Annotated in this window: 1 protein-coding gene (only partly in view); it reads left to right on the top strand. The window is 73.1% G+C overall.

The window, feature by feature from the left end; translation table 11 throughout:
* The first annotated feature begins 1 nt into the window (after position 1).
* A protein-coding gene (locus ACFOVU_RS07805) for a hypothetical protein (RefSeq protein WP_378531319.1) crosses the window boundary here: on the top strand, positions 2 to 23,569 show its 5' portion. Its footprint extends 17,574 nt past the window's final position; 23,568 of the gene's 41,142 nt are visible here — the first part of the coding sequence; it begins with the start codon at positions 2 to 4; its stop codon lies beyond the right edge, outside the window.

The raw sequence follows: 23,569 nt of genomic DNA, 5'->3' as shown, positions 1-23,569 counted from the left end.
GATGGTGGAGGTCACCGACCCCTGGATCCGGCAGAGCTACCTCGACACCATCACCTCGGTCATGGACCACGGCTCGTCGGCCCAGGCACCGCCGACGCGGGTGGTCGACATGCCCGCCGAGGTCACGTCGTTCATCTCCGCGGTCCTGGCGCCCAACACCCCCGCCACCGACCCCCGGGTCGGCCAGGTCTTCGAGCACTTCGCGCTCGCCGTGGACGAGCACGTCCGCGGCTGGACACGGGACCGGGCCGAGCAGCACGTCGCCGACCCCGCCGCCTACCGCGCCGACCTCGCGCAGTGGCGGGCCGACGGGCGGCTCGCGCAGCTGGTGTTCCTCCTCGGGCAATGGGGGATCGACGTCCCCTTCCGGACCGTCCTCGACCTGTTCCCGGACGCCCAGCGCACCCGGCTCGGCGACGGGCTGGCCGGATCCCAGGACCCGGCGGCGATCGCCGACGCGCTCGCCGTGTTCGCCGGGGCGCGCGAACGAGGCATCGGCAATCCGGTCGGCGACATCCCCGCCGCGCAGGGCCGGCCGGCCATCAGCGCCCAGGACGCCGAGACCCGCATGGAGCAGTGGCGCGGCAGCGGACAACTGCTCGACGGCCTCACGGTGCTCCGGGACAACGGGATGACGATCCTGGGCGTCGAGTGGACCCGCTCCCTGCCCGACGCCACCCGGCAGCAGGTCCTCAGCCTGCTGCCGCACGACGGCGCCACCACCGCTCCGGGGACCCCCGACGCCGGCCTGGGCGGCCTGCCGCGTCCGGTGGCCGAACGTGCGGTGCTGGAATTCCTCGCCTCGGGGTACGACCAGGTCGTCCACCAGGTCCCGGCCGAGGACACCACGATCACCGTCCCGGGGCACCCCCCGGCGCAGTTCACCGCGCAGCAGGTCTACGACCAGCTCGTCGCGTGGAGCGGCCAGGGCGGTCTCGGCGACGCACTGCGCGTCCTCCAGCAGTCCGGCGCCCCGATCACCGACGCCGAGATCGCCACCATCGCGCCGAACGCGGCCACCCGGCAGACCACGCCGCCCCCGCAGCAGGCCCCTGCTCCGAGCACGGCGGGATCCCCGCCGCCGCTCGCGGTCCAGGGCGGCACGGCGCCGGCGCTGCGGCCCCCGGCCTCCGGGGTTTCGGCCCCCGACGCTCCCGGTCACAGCGGCGGCCGTGCCGCGCCCCCGGCACACCAGATGGCCGGCACCGACCCCGAACAGCTCCCCGACGCCCCTGGCGACGACTCCGGCGGCGACCAGGCCGGCCGCATCCCGCTGCCCCCGCCTTTGCAATGGCACGGCGGCGGCCAGGACCAGGACCCCGGCGAGGGCATGGGCAACAACGTCCGCGCACGGACCGACGACGTGGCCGCCGACCAGTGGGCCCGAATGTTCCTGCCCGTCGTGGTGACCGCGGAGGGGGCGCCCGGTTCGGTGGATAACGCCCATATCCTGGGCGCCACCCCCGACCAGGCACATTCCATCTGGGAGTACACCGGTCATGCCCGCGACATGGTCGACGACGGGCTGGCCGAGGGTGACGTCGCGCCTGATGACCGCGACGATTTCCAGTGGATCGTCAACGACGTCGACGCGGTCTTGGGCTCCGCGGTGCTGCCCGTGGCGACCATCGTGCACGTGGGTGCCGGGGCGGGGCTGCTCGGCCGTCTGGGCATCGACCCCCACCGTCCCCTTGATGCCGTGGGCACGGTGGTGGACGTCCCGCACTACCTCACCGGCACGTTCGGCACTCGTGCCGCCGAGGACGCCTCCGCCTATGTGATGCTCCGCGTCCCTGGGGGGTTCCCGGGCGCTTACGTGGCCGGGAACCCGGAAGACGGGCCGGGGCGTGTGCTGATGGCGCGGGGGTCGCGTCTCGTCGTCCACGCCGTCTACGAGCAGCCCGGCCGGCGGGTCCCGGGCGCGGGTGTGGAGAGTGTGTTGTTCGTCGAGGCCGAGGTCGTGCCCGCCGGGTGGGCGCCGCCCCCCGGCTGGCAGCCCGCCCCCTCCGGTGATGCCCACCACGGCTACTCGGGTGACGAGGGTTCCGGAGAGCGCCACACGACCGACGACCTCGGCGATCTCCCCGACGCCCCCGACATCGACCGGCTTTTGGATGTGAACGATCTTCCCGGTGGTTCCGATGGTGTCCGCGATTCCGGTGCCTTCGGCGATGTCCGCTTTGATCCCGAGGTCCTCCCCGATGCCTCCGGCGGTCCAGCACGTGACGTGGACGGCGCCCACGGTCTTGACTTCCTTGATGACCAGGCATCCGACTTCGACTTCGACTTCGACCTAACCGACTTCGGCGGCGCCTCAGTCGATCTCGATGGTTCTACCGCCGGCTCGGCCGGTGCCGTGGTCGCGCACGGCGACCGGGCGGGCACGGGTAGTCCGGTGCCGTATGCGCCCGGTCGGGGCGAGTCGGGTGCCGAGCCGGTCGGCGAGGGTGTGGGTCAAGGGGTGGACGGGCCCACACCCGGTCGGGGCGAGTCGGGTGCTGAGCCGGTCGATGAGGGTGCGCGCCAACGTGTGGACGGGCTCACGCCCGGCCAGCGCAGGGCCCTGGTCCTCCTCATGGACGAGAACCGCTCTCTCGCCAAGATCGCCAAGGACCTCGGCCAGACGACGGGCGGATTCAAGAGCATGGTCGCGCTCGTCTACGCGGCCTTGGGTGTGCATTCGCGCGGGGAGGCGGTCGCCATCGCCCGTACGGCCGGGCTGACCCCGGAGTCGGTCCCGGCCACCGGCACCCAGAACACCGCCACCCAGGCCACTGCCCCTGATCCCGACCTTGCGCGCCAACGCGTGGACGGGCTCGGGCCCGAAGAGAGCCGGGCCCTTGCCCTCATCATGAACGAGGACCGTTCGATCGTCGAGATCGCCAGGGACATCGGCCAACCGTCGGACAGATTCAGGAGCACGGTCACGAGGGTCTATGCGGCCTTGGGTGTGCATTCGCGCGGGGAGGCGGTCGCCTATGCCCGTGCGGCCGGGCTGACCCCGGCCGCCGGGACCCAGGCCGCCGGGACCCAGGCCGCCGGGACCCAGGCCGGTGCCCCCGACGCCGACCTTGCGCGCCAACGGGTGCACGGGCTCGCGCACGACCAGCGCAACACCCTGGTCCTCCTCATGAACGAGGACCGTTCGATCGCTGATATCGCCAGGGACATCGACCAACCGCCGGACAGATTTCGTTATACGGTCGGGCGTGTCTATGCGGCCTTGGGTGTGCATTCGCGCGGGGAGGCGGTCGCCTATGCCCGTGCGGCCGGGCTGACCCCGGCCACCGGCACCTCGGCCGCCGGGACCCAGGCCAGTGCCCCCGACGCCGACCTTGCGCGCCAACGGGTGCACGGGCTCACGCGCGGCCAGCGCAACACCCTGGTCCTCCTCATGAACGAGGACCGTTCGATCGCTGATATCGCCAGGGACATCGACCAATCGCTGGGCACATTCGAGGACAGGGTCGGGCGTGTCTATGCGGGCTTGGGTGTGCATTCGCGCGGGGCGGCGGTCGCCTATGCCCGTGCGGCCGGGCTGACCCCGGCCGCCGGGATCCAGGCCGGTGCCCCCGACGCCGGCCTTGCGCGCCAACGCGTGGACGGGCTCACGCCTGCCCAGCGCAGGGCCCTGGTCCTCCTCATGAACGAGGACCGTTCGATCGCTGATATCTCCAGCGACATCGGCCAATCGCGGGACGGATTCGAGAGCCTGGTCGGGCGTGTCTATGCGGCCTTGGGTGTGCATTCGCGCGGGGCGGCGGTCGCCTATGCCCGTGCGGCCGGGCTGACCCCGGAGTCGGTCCCGGCCACCGGCACCCAGGCCGCACCTGCGCCCACGCCCGCACTTGCGCCGGTCGCTCACGTCACTCCCGAGCAACTCACCAGGGCACTCGACGGCATCAACACACTCAACGACACCCAATACGCGATCTTCACCCTCCTCGGGCGCGGATGGAACAACAACGAGATTCGCGTTGAACTCGGCAAGTCCCTCAGCACGGTCGCCGGTGGGGTCAGTCAGATCCTTCGCCACCTCTCAGTGGATACCCGTGCCCAGGCCGTGATCGTCGCCCGTGCCGCCGGTTTCGGACACGACGCCGACGCCCCCGCTACGCCGGCCACCCGGGCGCACCCGCTCGCGCTTCCCGAGGGGACGGAGTCCTCGGGCGGGACGTCCGGCGCCACCTCTTTGCCGGTGCGCTCTGCGGCCGGATTCTCCCCGGCCGAGAACCCTCCGTCGACCGATTCCACCCCGCCGCCCCCGTCCACCGCGGCGGCGACTCCCGCTGACGCCGACCCGCAGTCGTCCACGGACACCCTCGATGCCCCCGCCATCGTGCCGATCGAGAACCACCGGCCCGGCGACCCCGCACCGCGCCACACCGGACTGCCCGGTCAGGACGCCCGGGGAGCCGAGACCCCCACGGAGATCCGCGAGTTCTCCCGCCTGTACCAGGAGACCCTCGATCCTGAGGACGCTCCGCCGCTGACCGTCGGGGTCCGTACCGGTACCGGTCCCGTGTACGCCGACGTGCAGATCGACAACCGCTTCTTCGCGTCCAAGCTGGTCGATCTCGATCTCGATCGCGCGGGCGACGACGGGCCGTCCGGCGTCCGCGAGATCATGCTGATGGTCAAGTTCGACCGTGCGCAGGGTGTGGGCTCCACCACCGCTCGCGATGCCCGCCTCGACTTCATCGCCCGCACAGAGGCTCGGTTCAACGACGCCTACGTGCTGCCGCGCAGCGGTGAGCAGCTGCACGTGCGCGTGGTCGAGGCGGGGCCGGACACCCCGCCCGAGAACATCCACGCCACCGTCACCTGGCGCCGCCCGCCTGCTGCGGACGCACCCCCGGAAGCGGGCACCGTCCCGGACGCGGACGGCGGCGGGATCGGGGAGGTCCTGCGCCGTCTGGGGATGCTGGACGGTGACCCGGCGCGGGGTGTGGCCGAGCCGTATGTGGCGCGGCGCACGCTGGAGCGCTTGGACACCATGGTCCGGCCGCGGCCCGAGCGCCAGTGGTTCGATCCCGCCGACGACCTTCCCGCCCAGGAGCAGACCGGCCTGGTGGACCCGTCGGCGTGGCCGGAGTGGGAGGAGGTCCGTGCCGGCGCGCCGGTGCGCCACGTGGGCGGGGAGCACGTCGGCTATGACTTCAACGTGATCGCGACGGGTGCCCGCGCCGCCCGTCCGCTCGGCGAGGGCGACGTCAACGCCGACGGTTCGCCGAAGGATCCGTCGATCACGGCCGACATCCCCGGTACCGACCCGAGCGACCCGGAGAAGTTCGTCACGGCGGACATGAGCGACTCGTGGGGAGGCAAGCGCAGGTTCGAGCACCGGCGTGTCGAGATCCCGGCCGAGCTCCGTACCCCCGGCGGCCCGACCCACATCGCCGAGATCACCTTCCGCCCGTTGATCCGCCCCTACCCGGGCATGACGGACGCGGGATACGCCCGCTACATCCAGGACTACGCCGTCGCCCTGGACGGGATGCTCAACCGCCGGTTCCGGCTGCCCGGCGACGGCACCGTCGTGAACCCCGACGGTGCGGTGGTGCACCGGATGGACACGGGGCTGTTCGAGACGCTGTTCGGCAAGGACGCCGTTCCGGACCCGGACGCACCGGACCTGGAGGGCAACCAGGTGACGGTGCCGGGCGCCGACCCGCTGCGCGGGGCCGGCGACCAGCTCCACGTCCGCCTGGAGATCGCCAACGACTCCACCCCCGAAGACCAGGTGCACAACGAGATCGAGCTGCGCCCCTGGGACATGTCGAAGCCCTACACCGACCAGGTCATGAACACCGAGGTCTGGTACGACGGCGGGTACCCGGTGGAGTCGCGCGTCCACGAGACCCTGCACCTCTTCGGCCTGCTGGACACCTACCAGATCCCCGATTCCGTCTTCCTCTGGGGCGACGACGCCGACGGCGTCCGCCCGGGCCTGGGCCTCATGGGCAACAACTGGCTCGGGCGCGTTGGGAACTCGGCCGTGCAGCTCCACGACCCCCAGATCCTGGAGAACTATCTCGCGACCTTCGCCTCGGTCATGGAGCGCTCGTCGGTCCAGCCGCCGCCGGCGCGGGTGGCCGACCTGCCGGCCGACGTCAGGGCGTTCATCCCCGGGGTCCTGGCGCCCAATACCCCGGTGACCGACCCGCGGGCCGACACCGTTTTCGAGCACTTCGCGCTCGCCGTCGACGAGCACGTCCGCGGCTGGAGCCCCGAGCAGGCCGAGCAGCAGGTCGCCGACCCCGCGGCCTACCGCGCCGACGTCGAGCGGTGGCGCCAGGACGGGCGGCTCGCCCTGCTGGTGCACCTCGTCTCCCGACATGGGATCGATGTCCCCTTCTCGGCCGTCCTCGATGTGCTCCCGGATGCCCAGTGGGCCCGGCTCGGCGACGCACTGGACGGCTCCACCGACCCGGCGGCGGTCGCCGAAGCGCTCGCCGTGTTCGCGGCGGCCCACGACCGCGCTGAGGGCGGGAACCCGGTCGGCGACATCCCCGCCGGGAAGGACCACCCCGCCATCAGCGCCCACGACGTGGAGACCAGGGTGGAGCAGTGGCGCCGCAACGGGCGGCTGCTCGACGGCCTCCACGTGCTCGCCGACTACGGGGTGACGCTGCGGGGCGGCCAGTGGATCCACGCCCTACCCGATGTGCCGCGCCGACAGATCCTCGACCTGCTGACCCAGGGCGGCACCACCCCCGCACCCACGCCCGGTGCCGTCCCCGCACCGCAGAGCCCGTCGCCCGCCGGCCTGGAGGCCCTGCCGCAGCCGGTGACCGAACGCGCCGTGCTGGACATCCTCACCTCGGTCCATGACCTGCTCGTCCACGGTGTGTCGCTGAAGGACCTCACGGTCGCCGTGCCCGGGCATCCGCCGGCGCGATTCACCTCGGAGCAGGTGTTCGCCCAGCTCAGGGTCTGGAGCGGCCAGAACGCCATCGGCGACGCCCTGCGGGTCATCCAGGACTCCGGTGCGCCTATCACCGACGACCAGATCGCCGCCATCGCGCCGGCGGCGCCTTCCGGTCAGCAGGCGCCGACCGCGTCGTCCCCTCAGTCGCCCGCGTCCCGGCAGGGCCCGGGAGGACACGGGGGACACCCGTTGGCGATGCGGCACGGCCATCAGATGAATCCGCCGCCCGCGCCGGGTGCCGGGGACACGCAGGGCGGCCCGGAGACCGCCGCCACCCCGCAGCCTCCGGCCCCCGGCCACCGGCCGGGCGATCCCGCGCCGCGTGCGGCGGACCTGCCGGATGACGACGCGTGGGGGGCGGAGTCGGAGCCGCGGGTCCGTGAGTTCTCGAGCCTTTTCGCGGACACCCTGAAGCTGCCGGAGGGCGCGCCGCCGTTGGCGGTGGAGGTCGATACCCCCCATGGGCGGATGCGCGCCGAGGTGGAGATCGACAACCGGTTCTTCGAGTCCGCCACGATGGACATCGACCGCGACGGCGCCGGGGACGGCGGGCCGTCCTCGGTGCGCAATGTGAAGCTGCGGTTCGCGTTCCAGGCCGGGCCCGGTATGGACGTGCGCAGCGTGGTCGCCGCGTCGGCGGCTTTGCGGGACCACGTCCAGGAGGTGTTCAACGACGCCTATGTGCTGCCGCGCAGCGGTCAGCAGTTGAACGTGGAGGTCGTGCGGGCGCTGCCGTCCGACCCGCCTGAGCGGGTGCACGCCACGGTGACCTGGCATCCGGTCGCGCCCTCCACCGACGGTTCCCCATCGACCGCCCCCGACGGCCAGGGGACGGGCGAGGTGCTGCGCCGGCTGGGGATGCTGGACGGCGACCCCGTGCGGGGTGTGGCCGAGCCGTATGTGGCGCGGCGCACCCTGGAGCGGATCGAGACCATGTCCGAGCCGCGGCCGTCGCGCCGGTGGTCGGACGATGCCTACCGGCCCGCCACCCAGTACACCGGGAGCCGGGACGGCCTGGTGGACCCCTCGGTGTGGGAGGACGCACGCGACGGCGCCCGGGTCCACCGGGTGGGCGGGCCGCATGTGAACGCCGATTTCGCCGACGCGCTGACCGGCTCCCGGGCGGTCCGCCCCCTGGGCCCCGGCGACCTCAACCCCGACGGCACCCCCAAGGACCCCTCGGCCGTCGTGGACAACCCCCACGCCGGGCCCGGGGACCCGCAGCGGTTCGTTTCGGCCGATATGGAACCGCATTGGGCCGATCGCAGGTTCGAGTGGCGGCGGATCCCGATCCCGGCCGGGCACCGCACCCCGGGAGGGCCCACGCACGTCGTGGAGATCACCTTCCGCCCCCGCATCGACCGCGACGAGGCCACCCTGCCGCAGGACCGGTTCGACGCCTACCTGGCCGAGTACGCCGCCGACCTGGACGCCAGGTGGAACGGCCGGTTCCGGCTGCCCGGCGACGGCAGCACGGTGCTGCCCGACGGCACGCGGGCCCACACGCTCGACGCGGGCCTGGCGCGGACGCTGTTCGGCGAGGGGAGCGTCCCCGACGCGGGCGACCCCCGCGCCCAGCGGCCCCGTGCCGACCGCCCCGAGCCGGGCGACCAGCTCCACATCCGCCTGGAACTCGCCGACGCCTCGACCCCCCAGGACCGGGTGCACCAGGAGATCCTCGTGGACTCCCGGCTGGGCAAGGGCCAGGCCATGGACCAGCACGTCTGGAACGAGGCGATGCCGGTGGCATCGGCGGTCCACGAGACCTCGCACTTCCTGGGCCTGCTCGACCAGTACTTCCAGGACGGGACCGTCTTCCGGGGGCGCCGCGACGCCGATGGCGTGCGCCCCACCGGCGGCCTCATGGACAACACCTGGGCCCGGCGCGGCGCCGACGGCCGGCTGCGGATGATCCGCGAGCCCGTCATCGAGTCCGGCTACCTCGACCGCATCGGGTCGGTCGTCGCCCACGGCTCCTCGGCCTACACCCCGCCCGCGCGGGCGGCCGAGCTGCCCGACGACGTCCGCACCGACATCGCCCAGGTCCTCGAACCCGGGGTGGACGAAGCCGACCCGGGCCTGGGCGGGATCTTCGACCGCTTCGCGCTGGCCACCGACCGGCTGCTGCGCGGCTGGGACACCGACCGCATCGCGGACCAGCTCGTAGGGCCCGATGCCACCGCGGCCGAGCGCGCCGCGGCCCGCGACTCCTTCGCGGCCGACATGGCGCGCTGGCAGAGCGACGGCCGCCTCGCCCAGGCGCTGGACCTCGCTGGCCGCAACGGTCTCGACGTGGGCTCGACGGCGGTGATCGACGCGCTGCCCGCCACGGCGCGCGCCATGCTGGAAGACGTACTGACCGACGCCAACGCCCTCTCCTTCGACGATGCGCTCGCGGTCTTCGCCGCGGGCCGCGACCAGGCCACCGGGCGCGGCCCCATCACCGACATCCCGGCCGCGCCGGACCGCCCCGCCATCGCCGCCGACGACATCGGGGATCAGATCGAGCAGTGGCGCGCCGACGGAGACCTGATCGCCGCGCTGGGCACGCTCGGCGCCAACGGCGTGCGGGTGACGGGGAGCGAGTGGATCGGCGCGCTGCCCGACGGACAGGTGCGCGATGTCGCCCGCCGCCTGCTCGCCGAGCAGCAGCCGGTCCTGGGCGGCCTGGGCCTGGACCGGCGGGCGCTGCCGCACGTGGCCCTGGAGGTCTTCGCCGCCGGTTTCGATCAGATGGTGCACCGTTCGCCGGCGCGCGATGTCACCGTCACCGCCCCGGACGGGCGGCAGGTGCGGGTCACCGCGGAGCAGGTGTACCAGCAGTTGAGGGCGTGGCGCAGGCAGGGAGCCCTGGCCGAGGCGCTGCGCGTCCTGAGTGACAACGGTGCGACCGTGCCCGGCGACGTGATGGACCGCGCCGGGCGCACCCGGCAGCAGCGGCAGCAGACGCTCCCGGTGGGCACGGGCCGCCCGGTGCAGTTCACCCCGCCCGATTCCGCCGAGGCGCAGTCCCCGGCGACCGGTCCGGCCCGGGCCTCCGACCACCCATCGACCGCGCAGGCCGGGCCGCCCGTCGACCACCGGCCGGGCGATCCCGCGCCGCGTGCGGCGGCTCTGCCGGGCCGTGAAAGGTGGGGGGCCGAGTCGGATCCGGAGCGGCGCCTGTTCTCCCGCCACTTCGCGAACACCCTCGACTCCGTCCCGGAGGGTGCGCCGCCGCTGGCCGTCGAGGTCGACACACCGGACGGCCGGATGCGCGCCGAGGTGTCGATCGACAACCGGTTCTTCGAGTCCGCCACGATCCCGATCGACCGCGACGGTGGTGAGGACGGCGGTCCGGCCTCCGTCCGCAACGTGACGCTGCGGTTCCGCCACATCGCCGGGGACGGTGTCGACGCCGATACCCGTGCCGCGACGTCCCGGGCGTTCGATCGGCACGTGGAGGGTGTGTTCAACGGCGCCTACGTGCTGCCGCGCGGCGGTCAGCAGCTGAACGTCACCGTGGTCTCCGCGACGTCCTCCACCCCGGAGGACAGTGTCCACGCGACCGTCACCTGGCATCCGGTGCCGCCCGCGGCCGATGGTTCGCCGGCCCCCGCCCCCGGGGCTGATGGCCGGGGTGTGGGTGAGGTCCTGCGGCGGCTGGGCATGCTGGACGGCGACCCGGCGCGGGGTGCGGCCGAGCCGTATGTGGCGCGGCGGACGCTGGACCGGATCGAGGCCATGGTGGAGCCGCGCCCGGCGCGTCGGTGGTCGGACCTCGAAGGCGACGCGCCCGCGCACGTGCACACGGGCCTGGCCGACCCCTCGGCGTGGGCGGCGGCCCGGGAGGACGCCCAGGTTCACCAGGTGGGCGGGCCGCATGTGAACGTCGACGCCGCCGAACCCATGAACACCGCCCGGGCGGCGCGTCCACTGGCCCCCGATGACCTGCACGACGATGGGTTCCCGAAGGACCCTTCGGCTCTGGTGATCAACCCCGACGCGCAGCCCGGCGACCCGGAACTGTTCGTCTCCGCCGAAATGCGGCCCCAGCTGCTCGGCGTGAGCAGGTTCGAGTGGCGGCGGATCGAGATCCCCGCCGAGCACCGTACGGACGGGGGACCCACCCACGTCCGGGAGATCACCTTCCGCCCGCGGGTCAGCCCCGGTCCGGGAACGACGGAGGCGCGCCACCGCGAGTACCTTCGCGAGTACACGGCCGCCATGGACGCCACGTGGAACGGCAAGTACCGGCTGCGCGGCGACGGGACGCTGGCGGGCCCGGACGGCGGGCCGGTCCACCGGCTCCCCGCGGACCTGGTCGAAACCCTCTTCGGTGAGGGCAGCGTCCCGGACGCGGCCGACGCGCCGGTGCGCCGGGCCGGCGCCGGGGACGCCCTGCCGGGGACCGGGGACCAGTTCCACGTCCGCGTCGAACTCGCCGACGACACGACGCCCGAGCACCAGGTGCACGCGGACGTCACCCTGCACACCTTCGATCCCGCCCGGTCCTGGACGACACAGGCACCGGACATGAGCAACTGGTACGACGGGCTTCCGGCGGAGATCGCCGTCCACGAGAGCGCGCACTACTGGCGGCTGGGCGACGAATACCCCGATGGGAGGTCGGTCTTCCGGCTGGGCGACGACGCCGATGCCGTCCGCCCCGGCTACGGCCTCATGGGCAACGAATGGCTGGGCCTGGCCGAAGGGCGGTGGCGCAAGCTCCGCACCCCCGAGACCCGCACCCGCTATTTCGACGTCCTCGCCTCGGCAATGGACCACGGTTCCTCCGCCTACCGTCCGCCGGTGCGGGCGGCCGAGCTGCCGAGCGAGGTCAAAGCGCTCACCAACATCATCCTCGAACCCGATGTGTCCGCCAGGGACCCGCGGCAGTTCCAGGTGTTCGACCATTTCGCCCTCGCCACCGACGAGGCCCTCCGCGACTGGCCGACCGACCGGGCCGAGCAGCACGCCGCCGACCCCGCCGCCTACCGCGACGACGTCACGCGCTGGCGGGATGACGGCCGGCTCGCACGGGCGCTGGACTACGTCGGCCAGACCGGGCTGCTGGACGTCCCCTTCGCGAAGGTGGTCGACCTGCTCCCCGATGCCGAGCGGACCCGCCTCAGCGACGCCCTCGGGGGCACGCGCTCCCCGGCGGCCGACGCGGATGCGCTCGCCGTGTTCACCGCGGGCCGCGATCAGGCCGCCGACCGCGGCCCGGTCACCGACATCCCGGCCACCGACGACCGCCCCGCCATCAGCGCCCGCGACATCGAGGCCCGATGGGAGCAGTGGCGCGGCAGCGGCGAACTGCTCGACACGTTCCGGGTGCTCGACGACATCGGGCTGACGGTGACGGGCGGCGAGTGGGCCCGTGCGCTGCCCGACGACCTGCGCGGGCAGGTCCTCGACGAGGTGCTGCCCTTGGGCACGGCGCCGCCCCGGTCGGTCCTGGACGGGCTGGGCCCTCTGCCGAGGCCCGTGCTGGACCGCGTCGCCTTGGAGATCCTCGGTGCGGGCTACGACGGGCTCGTCCTGTCCGCCACGACGCGGGACATCACCGTCACCCTCCCGGGGCATGAGCCGGTCCGGCTGACCGCGGACCAGGTCGGCGCGCAGCTGAACGACTGGCGGGACCAGGGCGACCTCGCCGAGGGGCTGCGCGTCATGAGCCGGTACGGCGTGCCGGTCTCCGACGACGTCCTCGACGACGCCACGCGCACCCCGACCGGGCCGCCCCAGCGGCAGACGGCAGCGGAAGGGCCCGTTGACCCGGGCGCAACGGGGCCGAGCCGCCCGAAGGGCATCATGCCCGACCCCGAACAACTCCCCGACGCCCCTGACGACCACTCCGGCGGCCAGGCCCGACCGTCGGCCGGCGATGACGGCACCGGAATCCCCGTCTCGGCCCTCACCGGTGAGGACCGCACCATCGCCGCCCTCGTCGGGCAGAAGCAGCTGCTCCGTGTCATCGTCGGGAAGACCGGGATGTCGCTGAGCGCGCTCAAGGCGCGCCTCAGCGGCATTTACAGCCGTGTGGGTGTGGACGGCTACGCCGGGTTGAGTGAGCTGGCCCGGGAGAGCGGGCTGACCCCCGACCCGGCCCACCTCCGGGATACCCCGACCGTTCCCGTCACGGCTCTCACCGGTGAGGACCGCACCATCGCCGCCCTCGTCGGGCAGAACCAGCCGACCGGCGCCATCGCCCGGCGGACGGGGATCGACCAGCGCACGCTCCCGACACGCCTCGCTGACATCTACAACCGGGTGGGCGTAGGCGCGCGCGGCTACGCCGGGCTGGGTGAGCTGGCCCGGGAGAGCGGGCTGACCCCCGACCCGGCCCACCTCCGGGATACCCCGGCCGTTCCCGACCCGGCCCACTCCCAGGGGACCCGGACCGTTCCCGTCACGGACCTGACAGGTGAACACCGCACCATCGCCGCCCTCGTCGGGCAGAACCAGTCGACCCACGCCATCGCCGGGCAGACCGGGCTGCACCAGCACACGGTCGAGGTGCGTCTTGGTGACATCTACTCCCGGATGGGCTTGGACATGCCCGGCTACGCCAGGCTGGGTGAGTTGGCCCGGGAGGCCGGGCTGACCCCGGATCCGGCCCACCTCCGGGGGACCCGGATCGTTCCCGTCACGGACCTGACGGGTGAGGACCGCACCATCGCCGCCCTCGTCGGGCAGAACCAGTCGATCCGCGCGATCTCCGGGCAGATCGGGAAGTCGCAGAGCACGATCGAGAAGCGTCTCGGCGCCATGTACAACCGGGTGGGCGTGGCCGTGCCCGGCTACGCCAGGCTGGGTGAGTTGGCCCGGGAGGCCGGGCTGACCCCGGATCCGGCCCACCTCCGGGGGACCCGGATCGTTCCCGTCACGGACCTGACGGGTGAGGACCGCACCATCGCCGCCCTCGTCGGGCAGAACATGTCGGTCCGCGACATCCCCGGGGCGACCGGAATACCGTTCTCCACGGTCAAGAGGTATCTCGGTGTCATTTACAACCGTGTGGGCGTGCCCGGGTACGCCGGGCTGGGTGAGTTGGCCCGGGAGAACGGGCTGACCCCTGACCCGGCGTACCTCCGCGGCGGCCACACCGCCACCGCGCCCGTCTCCCACGAGGGCACCGACACCCTTCGCACCGGCTCCCCGGTGACCAACGACCCCGAGAACCTGCCCGACGCCGGCGACCCCCTGGGCGGCCCGGGCGGTGACCAGGCCGGCCGCATCCCGCTGCCCCCGTCTTTGCAATGGCACGGCGGCGACCGGGACCAGGACCCCGGCGGGGGGATGGGCAACAACGTCCGTGCACGGATCGACGACGTGGCCGCCGACCAGTGGGCCCGATTGAACCTGCCCGTCGTGGTGACCGCGGAGGGCGCGCCCGGTTCGGTGCAGGGCATCCATGTCCTCGGCGTCACCCCGGATCAGGCCCGTTCCGTCGGGGCGTACAACGGCCGCGCCCGCGACGAGGTCGACAACGGGCTGGCCACCGGCGACGTCGCACCTGGTGACCGCGGCGATTTCCAGCGGATCGTCGGCGACATCGACACCGTCCTCGGGTCGGCGGCGCCGCCCGTGGCGACCACCGTGCACCTGGGCGCCGGGGCGCTCCTGTTGCGGCAGTTGGGCATCGACCCCGGCAGCCCCGACGACGCCCACCGGGCCGCGGGCACGGTGGTCGACATCGCGCATCCCCTCATCGGTACCTTCGGCACACGCGCAGCCGAGGACGCCTCCGCCTATGTCATGATCCGCGTGCCCCAGGGGTTCCCGGCCGCTTACGTGGTCGGCGACTCCGATGGTGGGGGAGGGCGAGTGCTGGTGGCGCGGGGGGCGCGTCTCGCCGTCCACGCCGTCTACCGGCATGCCGACCGGCGGGTCCCGGGCGCGGATGCGGAAAACCCGTTGTTCATCGAGGCCGAGATCGTGCCCGCTGGGTGGACGCCGCCCCCCGGCTGGCAGCCCACCCCCTCCGGCGACGCCCACGACGGCTACCAGGACACTCTCGGTGCCCGTCTCGCCGCCCCGGAGGCGTCCGGCCCCCTTTCCACCGTCGGCGACGACCGCGGCGACCCCTCGGGTGACGCGGGCGCCGCAGAGCGCCACGCGACCAACGACCTCGGCGACCTCCCCGACGCCCCCGCTGTTGCCGTTGCCGACGATGCGGACACCACCTCCTACTCCGACTTCCTCGCCTTCCTCGACGGCCAGGACGACCTCGACGATTTTCCGTTCGATCCAGCCGATTTCGACGACGCCCTGTTCGATTTCGATGGTGTGGCCGCCGACCAGGGAGGCGTCGTGGCCGCGGACGGCGGCCGGGAGGGCACAGGGCCTCCGGTGCCGCAGGCGCCCGGTCAGGGCGAATCGGGCGCCGCGCCGATCAGCGAGGCCCGTGCGCGCGAACTCGTGGGCGGGCTCACGCCCTACCAGCGCAGAGCCTTGGCCCTCCTCATGGACGAGGGCCGTTCGATGGCTGGGATCGCCCGTGGCCTCGGCGTGAGGCCGGACAGATTCGCGAGCGTGGCCGGGCGTGTCTACGCGCGTCTGGGGGTGCACTCCCGCGCGGATGCGGTCGCCGTCGCCCGTGCGGCCGGGCTGACCCCGGAGTCGGCCCAGGCCGGCATCCTGGTCGCGCCCACACCCGCACCCGCGCCCATCGCTGGACTCCCTCCCGAGCGACTCGCCACGGCGCTCGACGGCATCAACACGCTCAGCGATCCCCAATACGCGGTCTTCACCCTCCTCGGGCGCGGATGGGACAACAACGAGATTCGCGTCGAACTCGGCAAGTCCCTCAGCACGGTCTCCAATCGGGTCAGACAGGTCCTTCGCCACCTGGGGTTGGACATCCCTGAACAGGCCGTGACCGTTGCCCGCGCCGCGGGCCTCGTGCCCGATGCCACGCGCACCCCGACCGGGTCGCCTCAGCAGCAGCAGGCGGCGACGGGAGGTCCCGTTGACCCGGGGGCGCGGGGGCGGGGCCGCCTGTTCGGCCCCGGGTCGGAGCCGGACACGTCCGGGGCGGGGGCTCGGGCTGTTCCGCCGGGCCTGACGCCCGTGCCACCCGCCCAGGGAGTGGTGCCCCCGGCGGGTCCTTCCGGCACAGCGACGGCGGGGCAGCCGTCGGCCGGTCCGACTTCGGACGGTGCTCCGCACCGGTTCACCCCTCCGGACCCGGCACCGGTCCGCAACGACCTGCCCGGCCCCGAAACCTGGGGCGCCGAGTCGGCTCCGCAGCGGCGGCTGTTCTCGCGCAACTTCATCGAGACCCTCGACCCGCCGCAGGATGAGGGGGATTCCGACTCGTCGGTGGACGCGATGAGCGTCGACTCCTCGACGCATGGGGATGCGCCGCCGTTGACGGTCGAGGTCGACACGCCGAACGGGCGGATGCGCGCCGAGGTGTCGATCGACAACCGGTTCTTCGAGTCCTCCACCATCGAGATCGACCGCCCCGGAGAGGGAGACGGTCCCTCGGGTGTCCGCAACGTGACGCTGCGGTTGCGCCACTTCTTCGGCAACGGTATGGACGCGGAAGCCCGGAGCGCGGCGGTCGAGGGGCTCAAGCGGCGTATCGAGTCGGTGTTCAACGGCCAATACGTGCTGCCGCGCGGTGGGCGGCAGTTGAACGTGAACGTGGTCGAGGCGGGGTACATGGCCCCGCAGGACACCGTGCACGCCACGGTGACCTGGTCTGCCGCTCCGCCTGCCGCCGGCGGGCAGGCTCCCGTGGCCGGTACCGGCGGGCGGGGGATCGGTGAGGTCCTGCGCCTGCTGGGCATGCTGGACGGCGATCCGGCGCGGGGGGTGACCGAGCCGTATGTGGCGCAGCGCACCTTGGACCGGATCGAGACCATGGTGGAGCCGCGTCCGGAGCGGCGGTTCTCCGACCCCCGAGGCGATGCGCCCGCGCGGCAGTTCACGGCGCAGGACGGGCTGGTCCACCGGTCGGTGTGGGAGGACGCGCGGGCCGATGCTCCGGTCCACCAGGTGGGCGGGCCGCATCTGGAGGCGGATTTCTTCGACGTCCTCACCGAGGACTCCCGGCCGGCGAATCCCCACGGCCCGCGCGCCGCCATGGACCGCATCCGCAACCAGCGCAGGTTCGAGTGGCGGCGGATCCCCATCCCGGCCGAGCACCGCGTCCCGGGCGGGCCGACCCACGTCCGCGAGATCACCTTCCGGCCCTCCATCGACGCCGACCACATGACGGATGTGCAGTACGAGGCCTACCTGAGGGAGTACGCCGAGGCGCTGGACGCGACGCTCAACCACAGGTTCCGGATCCGGGGCGACGGGAGCATCGTGCGTGGGCAGGACGGTGCGGTGGTGCACCGGATGGGCACGCGGCTGCTGGAGACGCTGTTCGGTGCGGACAGCATCCCTGACCAGCACGACCCGGACCTGTGGGGCAATCAGGCGGCGGTGCCCGGTGCCGATGCGCTGCCCGGGGCCGGCGACCAGTTCCACGTCCGCCTGGAGGTCGCCGAAGACGACACGCCCGCCGATCAGGTGCACGCCGAGATCAAGGTGATCGCCGGCGACCCGTCGCTGCCCTACACCGACGACGACAGGATGAGCACCAAGGTCTGGCTGGACCGGGGGTATCCGGTGAAGTCGCGGGTGCATGAGACCCTGCACTACCTTGGCCTGCTCGACGAGTACTCCGAGAGCGACTCCTTCCGCCGCTGGGGCGAGGACGCCGACGCCGTGCGTCCGGGCCCCGGCATCATGGGGCACAACTGGACGGCCGAGGACGCCAACGGGTGGATGGTGGAGGTCACCGACCCCTGGATCCGGCAGAGCTACCTCGACACCATCACCTCGGTCATGGACCACGGGTCCTCGGCCCAGGCGCCGCCGAAGCGGATGGCCGACCTGTCCGATGCGGACAAGGCGTCCATCATCGCGTTCCTGGAGCCGGCCATGCTGGCCACCGACCCCCGGTGGAACGAGGTGTTCGACCACTTCGCGCTCGCCGTCGACGAGCACGTCCGCGGCTGGAGCCCCGAGCAGGCCGAGCAGCACGCCGCCGACCCCGTCGCCTATAGCGAGGACCGTGCCAAGTGGCGGGACGGCGGGCTGCTCGCGCCGATGGTGTACTCCGCCTCCCGGGCGGGGGTCGACGTCTCCTTCGGGACCGTCACCGACCTGTTCCCCGACGCCGAGCGCGGTCGGCTCGGCCGCGGCCTGGCCGGCTCCGGCGATCCGGTGGCGCAGGCGGCGGCCCTGGCCGTGTACGCCGCCTACCGCGACCAGGCCGCCGGCCGCGGCCCGGTCACCGACATCCCCGCCACCCAGCACCATCCCGCCATCAGCGCCCGCGACGCCGAGACCGCTGTGGAGGGGTGGCGCCGCGACGGGCGGCTGCTGGGCGCGCTGCACGTGCTCAGCGACAACGCGCTCGATGTCATGGGCCGCGACTGGGCCCGAGCCCTGCCCGACGCGGCGCAACAGCAGGTCCTCACCCTGCTCTCCCCCTACCAAGGTGCCCCGCCCGGGATGCCCGGTGCCGGCTTGGGCGCGCTGGCGCCGCCGGTGGCCGGACGCGCCGTGCTGGACATCCTCGGCTCGGCCTACGACCAGGTCGCCCTGAGTGAGGTGGCGGCGGACATCACCGTCACCGCCCCCGGGCACCCCCCGGCCCGCTTCACCGCCCAGCAGGTCCACGACCAGCTCATGGCCTGGATTCACCAGGGCGTCCTCGCCGATGCGCTGCGCGTCCTCCAGCGATCGGGCGTGCCCGTCACCGACGCCCAGATCGGCTCCATCGCTCCGGCACCGGCACCGCCGTCCTTCGGGCACGGCGCGCCTGGCCCCTACCAGCAAGCCCCCGGCGCAACGGACGGGTCCCACGCCCCCGGGATGGCGCCGCGCAGCGGTGCGACCCAGGCCCCGTCCGTGCGAGCCGCGGACGGCGACGACGCCGCACACCAGGGCGCCGTCCTGCCGGCCGCGGACTCCACCCGGCCATCGGAGCCGGACTCCACCGATGCCCCTGTGTTCGGGCCGCCCGTCAACCATCGGCCGGGCGATCCCGCGCCGCGTGTGGCGGGTCTGCCCGACCCCGACACCTGGGGTGTCGAGTCGGCTCCGGAGAAGCGCCAGTTCTCGCGTCATTTCGTTGAGACCCTCGACCCGCCGCAGGATGAGGGGGATTCCGACTCGTCGGTGGACGCGATGAGCGTCGACTCCTCGACGCATGGGGATGCGCCGCCGTTGACGGTCGAGGTCGACACGCCGAACGGGCGGATGCGCGCCGAGGTGTCGATCGACAACCGGTTCTTCGAGTCCTCCACCATCGAGATCGACCGCGACGGTGACGGAGACGACGGCGGTCCCTCCGGTGTCCGCAATGTGACGCTGCGGTTCCGCCACTTCTCCGGGAACGGTGTGGACGCCGCGACCAGGAGCGCGGCCGTCGAGGGGCTCAAGCGGCGCATCGAGTCGGTGTTCAACGACCAGTACGTGTTGCCGCGCGGTGGGCGGCAGTTGAACGTGAACGTGGTCGAGGCGGGGTACATGGCCTCGCAGGACAGCGTCCATGCCACCGTGACCTGGTCTCCCGTTCCGCCCGCCGTGGGCGGGCAGCCGGCCCTGGCTCCCGCGGCCGGCGCCGATGGCCGGGGCTTGGGTGAGGTGCTGCGCCTGCTCGGGATGCTGGACGGCGATCCCGCGCGGGGGGTGGCCGAGCCGTATGTGGCGCGGCGGACGCTGGACCGGATCGAGACCATGGTGGAACCGCGCCCGGCGCGGCGGTGGGGGGAGGATGTCCGGGCGTCGGATGTCGCGCACGAGGGGGTGGTGACGAGCCCGTCGAAGTGGCGGGGCGGGGGGAAGGCCGAGTGGGAGGCCGCGCGGGCGGCCGCGCAGGTCCACCAGGTCGGCCTGAGTGTCGAGGCGTCGTGGCCCGAGATGAAGGTGGACGCCCGTCCGGCGAGGCCGCTGGGCGAGAACGACTTCGATGCGTACGGCGGTCTCAAGGATCCGTCGTCGGTCACGGCGGAGAGCCCGTCCTTGGGCGTGCCGCGGCATATCCGGCCGGACCTGCCCGGGTGGGAGGTCGACCGGAGGTTCGAGTGGAAGCGGGTCCCGATCCCCGACCGGTACCGCAAGCCGGGGGGGCCGACCCACATCGTGGAGATGACCTACCGCCCCCGGGTCCGCCCCGCCAGGGGGATGACGAAGGCGTCGTCCAACGCCTATCTCACGGCGGTCCGCAAGGAGCTGGACGCCATGTGGAACGGCAAGTTCCGGCTTCGCGGGGACGGGACCGTCGTGAACGACACGGGTGCGTTGGTGCACCGGATCGACCCGCGCCTGTTCGAGACGCTCTTCGGTGAGGGGAGCAGCCGGGAGGCCGACGACCTGAACGGCAACGAGGCGAGGTTGTCCGGCCCCGGCCCGCAGCCCGGAACCGGCGACCAGTTGCACATCAACCTCGAATTCGTCGACGACACCACCCCTGACGACCAGGTGCACCACACCATCACCCTGCACCACTGGGCCAACGTCTCCACCATCCATGACGTACCGCCCATGAACACGGAGACCTGGTACGACATCTACCCGGCGAAAGCCGCCGTCCATGAGATCGGGCACCTTCTCGGCCTGGTCGACCAGTACACGGATCCGAACTCGATCTTCCGCTCGGATCCGGACGGCAATGGCGTGCGCCCGGGTCTGCGCCTCATGAACAGCGCGGAGTGGCTCGAATTCTCCGGTGGGCGGATGAGGGAGGCCCGCCCACCCGTCGCCTGGATCGACGACCTCGACAGGTTCGGCTCGGTCATGGCCTACGGCACATCGGATCACTCTCCAGCGATGCGGATGGCCGACCTGTCCGATGCGGACAAGGCGTCCATCATCGCGTTCCTGGAGCCGGACATGCTGGCCACCGACCCCCGGTGGAACGAGGTGTTCGACCACTTCGCGCTCGCCGTCGACGAGCACGTCCGCGGTTGGAGCCCCGAGCAGGCCGAGAGCCACGCCGCCGACCCCGTCGCCTATAGCGAGGACCGTGCCAAGTGGCGGGACGGCGGGCTGCTCGCGCCGATGGCGTACTCCGCCTCCAAGGCAGGGGTCGACATCTCCTTCGGGACCCTCATCGACCTGTTCCCCGACGCCGAGCGTGCCCGGCTCGGCCGCGGCCTGGCCGGCTCCCACGATCCTGCGGCGCAGGCGGCGGCCCTGGCCGTGTACGCCGCCTACCGCGACCAGGCCGCCGGCCGCGGCCCGGTCACCGACATTCCCGCCACGCCCGACCATCCCGCCATTAGCGCCCGCGACGCCGAGGCCGGGCTGGAGGGGTGGCGTCGCGACGGGCGGCTGCTGGGCGCGCTGCATGTGCTCAGCGACAACGCGATCGATGTCATGGGCCGCGACTGGGCCCGATCCCTGCCCGACGCGGCGCGGCAGCACGTTCTCACCCTGCTCTCCCCCTACCAGGCAGCCCCGCCCGGGATGTCCCATGCCGGCCTGGACGCGCTGGCGCCGCCGGTGGCCGGACGCGCGGTGCTGGACATCCTCGGATCGGCCTATGACCAGGTCGCCCTTGGTGCGTCCGCAGCCGACATCACCGTCGCCGCCCCCGGCCACCCCCCGGCCCGCTTCACCGACCAGCAGGTCTATGACCAGCTCATGGCCTGGAACCAGCAGGGCGTCCTCGCCGAAGCGCTGCGCGTCCTCCAGCAGTCGGGTGTACCGGTCACCGACGCCCAGATCAACTCCATCGCGCCGGCACCGGCCCCGCAGCCCTTCGGGCACGGTGCGCCGGGCCCCTACCAGCAGGCTCCCGGCACAATGGGCGGGTCCTACGCCCCGGGGATGGCGCCGCGCAGTGGTCCGGGGGTCATGCCCGCGCCTCTCGCGGACGGCGGCGCCGCACACCAGAGCGCCGCCCCGCCGGCCGCGGACTCCTCCCCGCCGGCAGCCACCACCGCGCCGTCGACTCCGGACTCCTCCGATGCCGCCGTGTTCGGGCCGCCCGTCAATCACCGGCCGGGCGATCCCGCGCCGCGTGTGGCGGGTCTGCCGGATTCCGGCAGGTGGGGGGACCAGTCGCCGGTGGAGTTCCGCGACGTCTCCACCCACTTCGCGAACACCCTCAGGGTGCCGGCGGACGCGTCGCCGCTGAGTATCGAGGTGGACACCCCGCAGGGTCCGATGCGTGCCGAGGTGGTGATCGACAACCTGTTCTTCGAGTCCGCCACGATCGAGATCGACGGTGCGGGCGATGACGGCCCCTCCGCCGTGCGCACCGTCACGGTGCGGCTGGCCGTGGCCGCCGGGGACGGCGCGGACCAGGAGGCCGCCGACGCGGCGACCCGTGCGCTGAGGGGGCATGTCGAAGGGCTGTTCAACGACGCCTACGTGCTGCCGCGCAGCGGTCAGCAGTTGCACGTGGAGGTCGCCGAAGCGACGCCGGACGAGGACGATCCCGATCGCGTGCACGCGACGGTGACCTGGCATCCGGTGGCTCCTGTGGCCGATGGTTCGCCGGCCCCCGCTCTCGCCCCCGGGGCCGATGGCCGGGGTGTGGGTGAGGTGCTGCGCCGTCTGGGGATGCTGGACGGCGACCCGGCGCGGGGTGTGGCCGAGCCCTATGTGGCGCGGCGGACGCTGGACCGGATCGAGGCCATGGTGGAGCCGCGTCCGGCGCGGCGGTTCTCGGATCCCGAGGGCGACGCGCCCGCGCAGGTGCGCACGGGCCTGGCCGACCCGTCGGCGATGGACCCGCAGGTGTGGGCGGACGCCCGCGATGCCGCGCAGGTCCACCGGGTCGGCGGGCCGCATGTCAACGCCGCCTACTCCGAGATCGCGCGGCACGCCCGTGCGGCGCGCCCGTTGGACCTGGCCCCCGACGGTGGCCCGCGCGGTCATGACGCCAACGGCGGCCCCATCGACGTCGACGCCGGCGGTAACCCGGTCGACCCGGCGCAGGTGGCGCAGAACCCCGATCACCGGCCCGGTGACCCCGAGCGGTTCATCAAGGCGGACATGGGTCCCCGATGGGGCGTCGAGCGCAGGTTCGAGTGGCGGCGGATCGAGATCCCGGCCGAGCACCGCACGGACGGGGGCCCCACCCACATCCGGGAGATCACGTACCGTCCGCGCGTCCACCGCGACCCCAACGTGACGCCGGCGGACTACGACGCCTATCTCCGGCGGTTCGCCACGGACCTGGACGCCCTGTGGAACCGCAAGTTCCGGATCCGCGGCGACGGCAGCGTCGTGCGGCCCGAGGACGGCGCGGTGGTGCACCGGATGGGCACGGACCTGCTCGAGACGCTGTTCGGTGAGGGCAGCCGCCCCGACGCCGGGGACCTGAACGGCGACCCGGCCCGCGTGCCCGGCGCCGACCCGCTGCCCGGGGCCGGCGACCAGTTCCACGTCCGCCTCGAATTCGCCGATGACACCACGCCCGCCGTCGATGTGCACGGACAGCCCACCCTGCACGCCTTCGATCCCGCCAGGCCGGCGTGGACCCAGACACCGAGCACGATGAACTGGTACACGTGGTTCCCGCCGAAGGTGGCCGCGCATGAGGCCGGGCACGTGTGGGGACTGCTCGACGAGTACGCGGCGCCGGGGGCGGTCTTCCGGTGGGGCCCCGATGCCGATGCCGTGCGCTCGGGC

The organism is Nocardiopsis sediminis, from assembly GCF_042650565.1.
GTDB lineage: Bacteria > Actinomycetota > Actinomycetes > Streptosporangiales > Streptosporangiaceae > Nocardiopsis_B > Nocardiopsis_B sediminis.
This window is presented reverse-complemented; position numbering and strand designations above follow the sequence as displayed.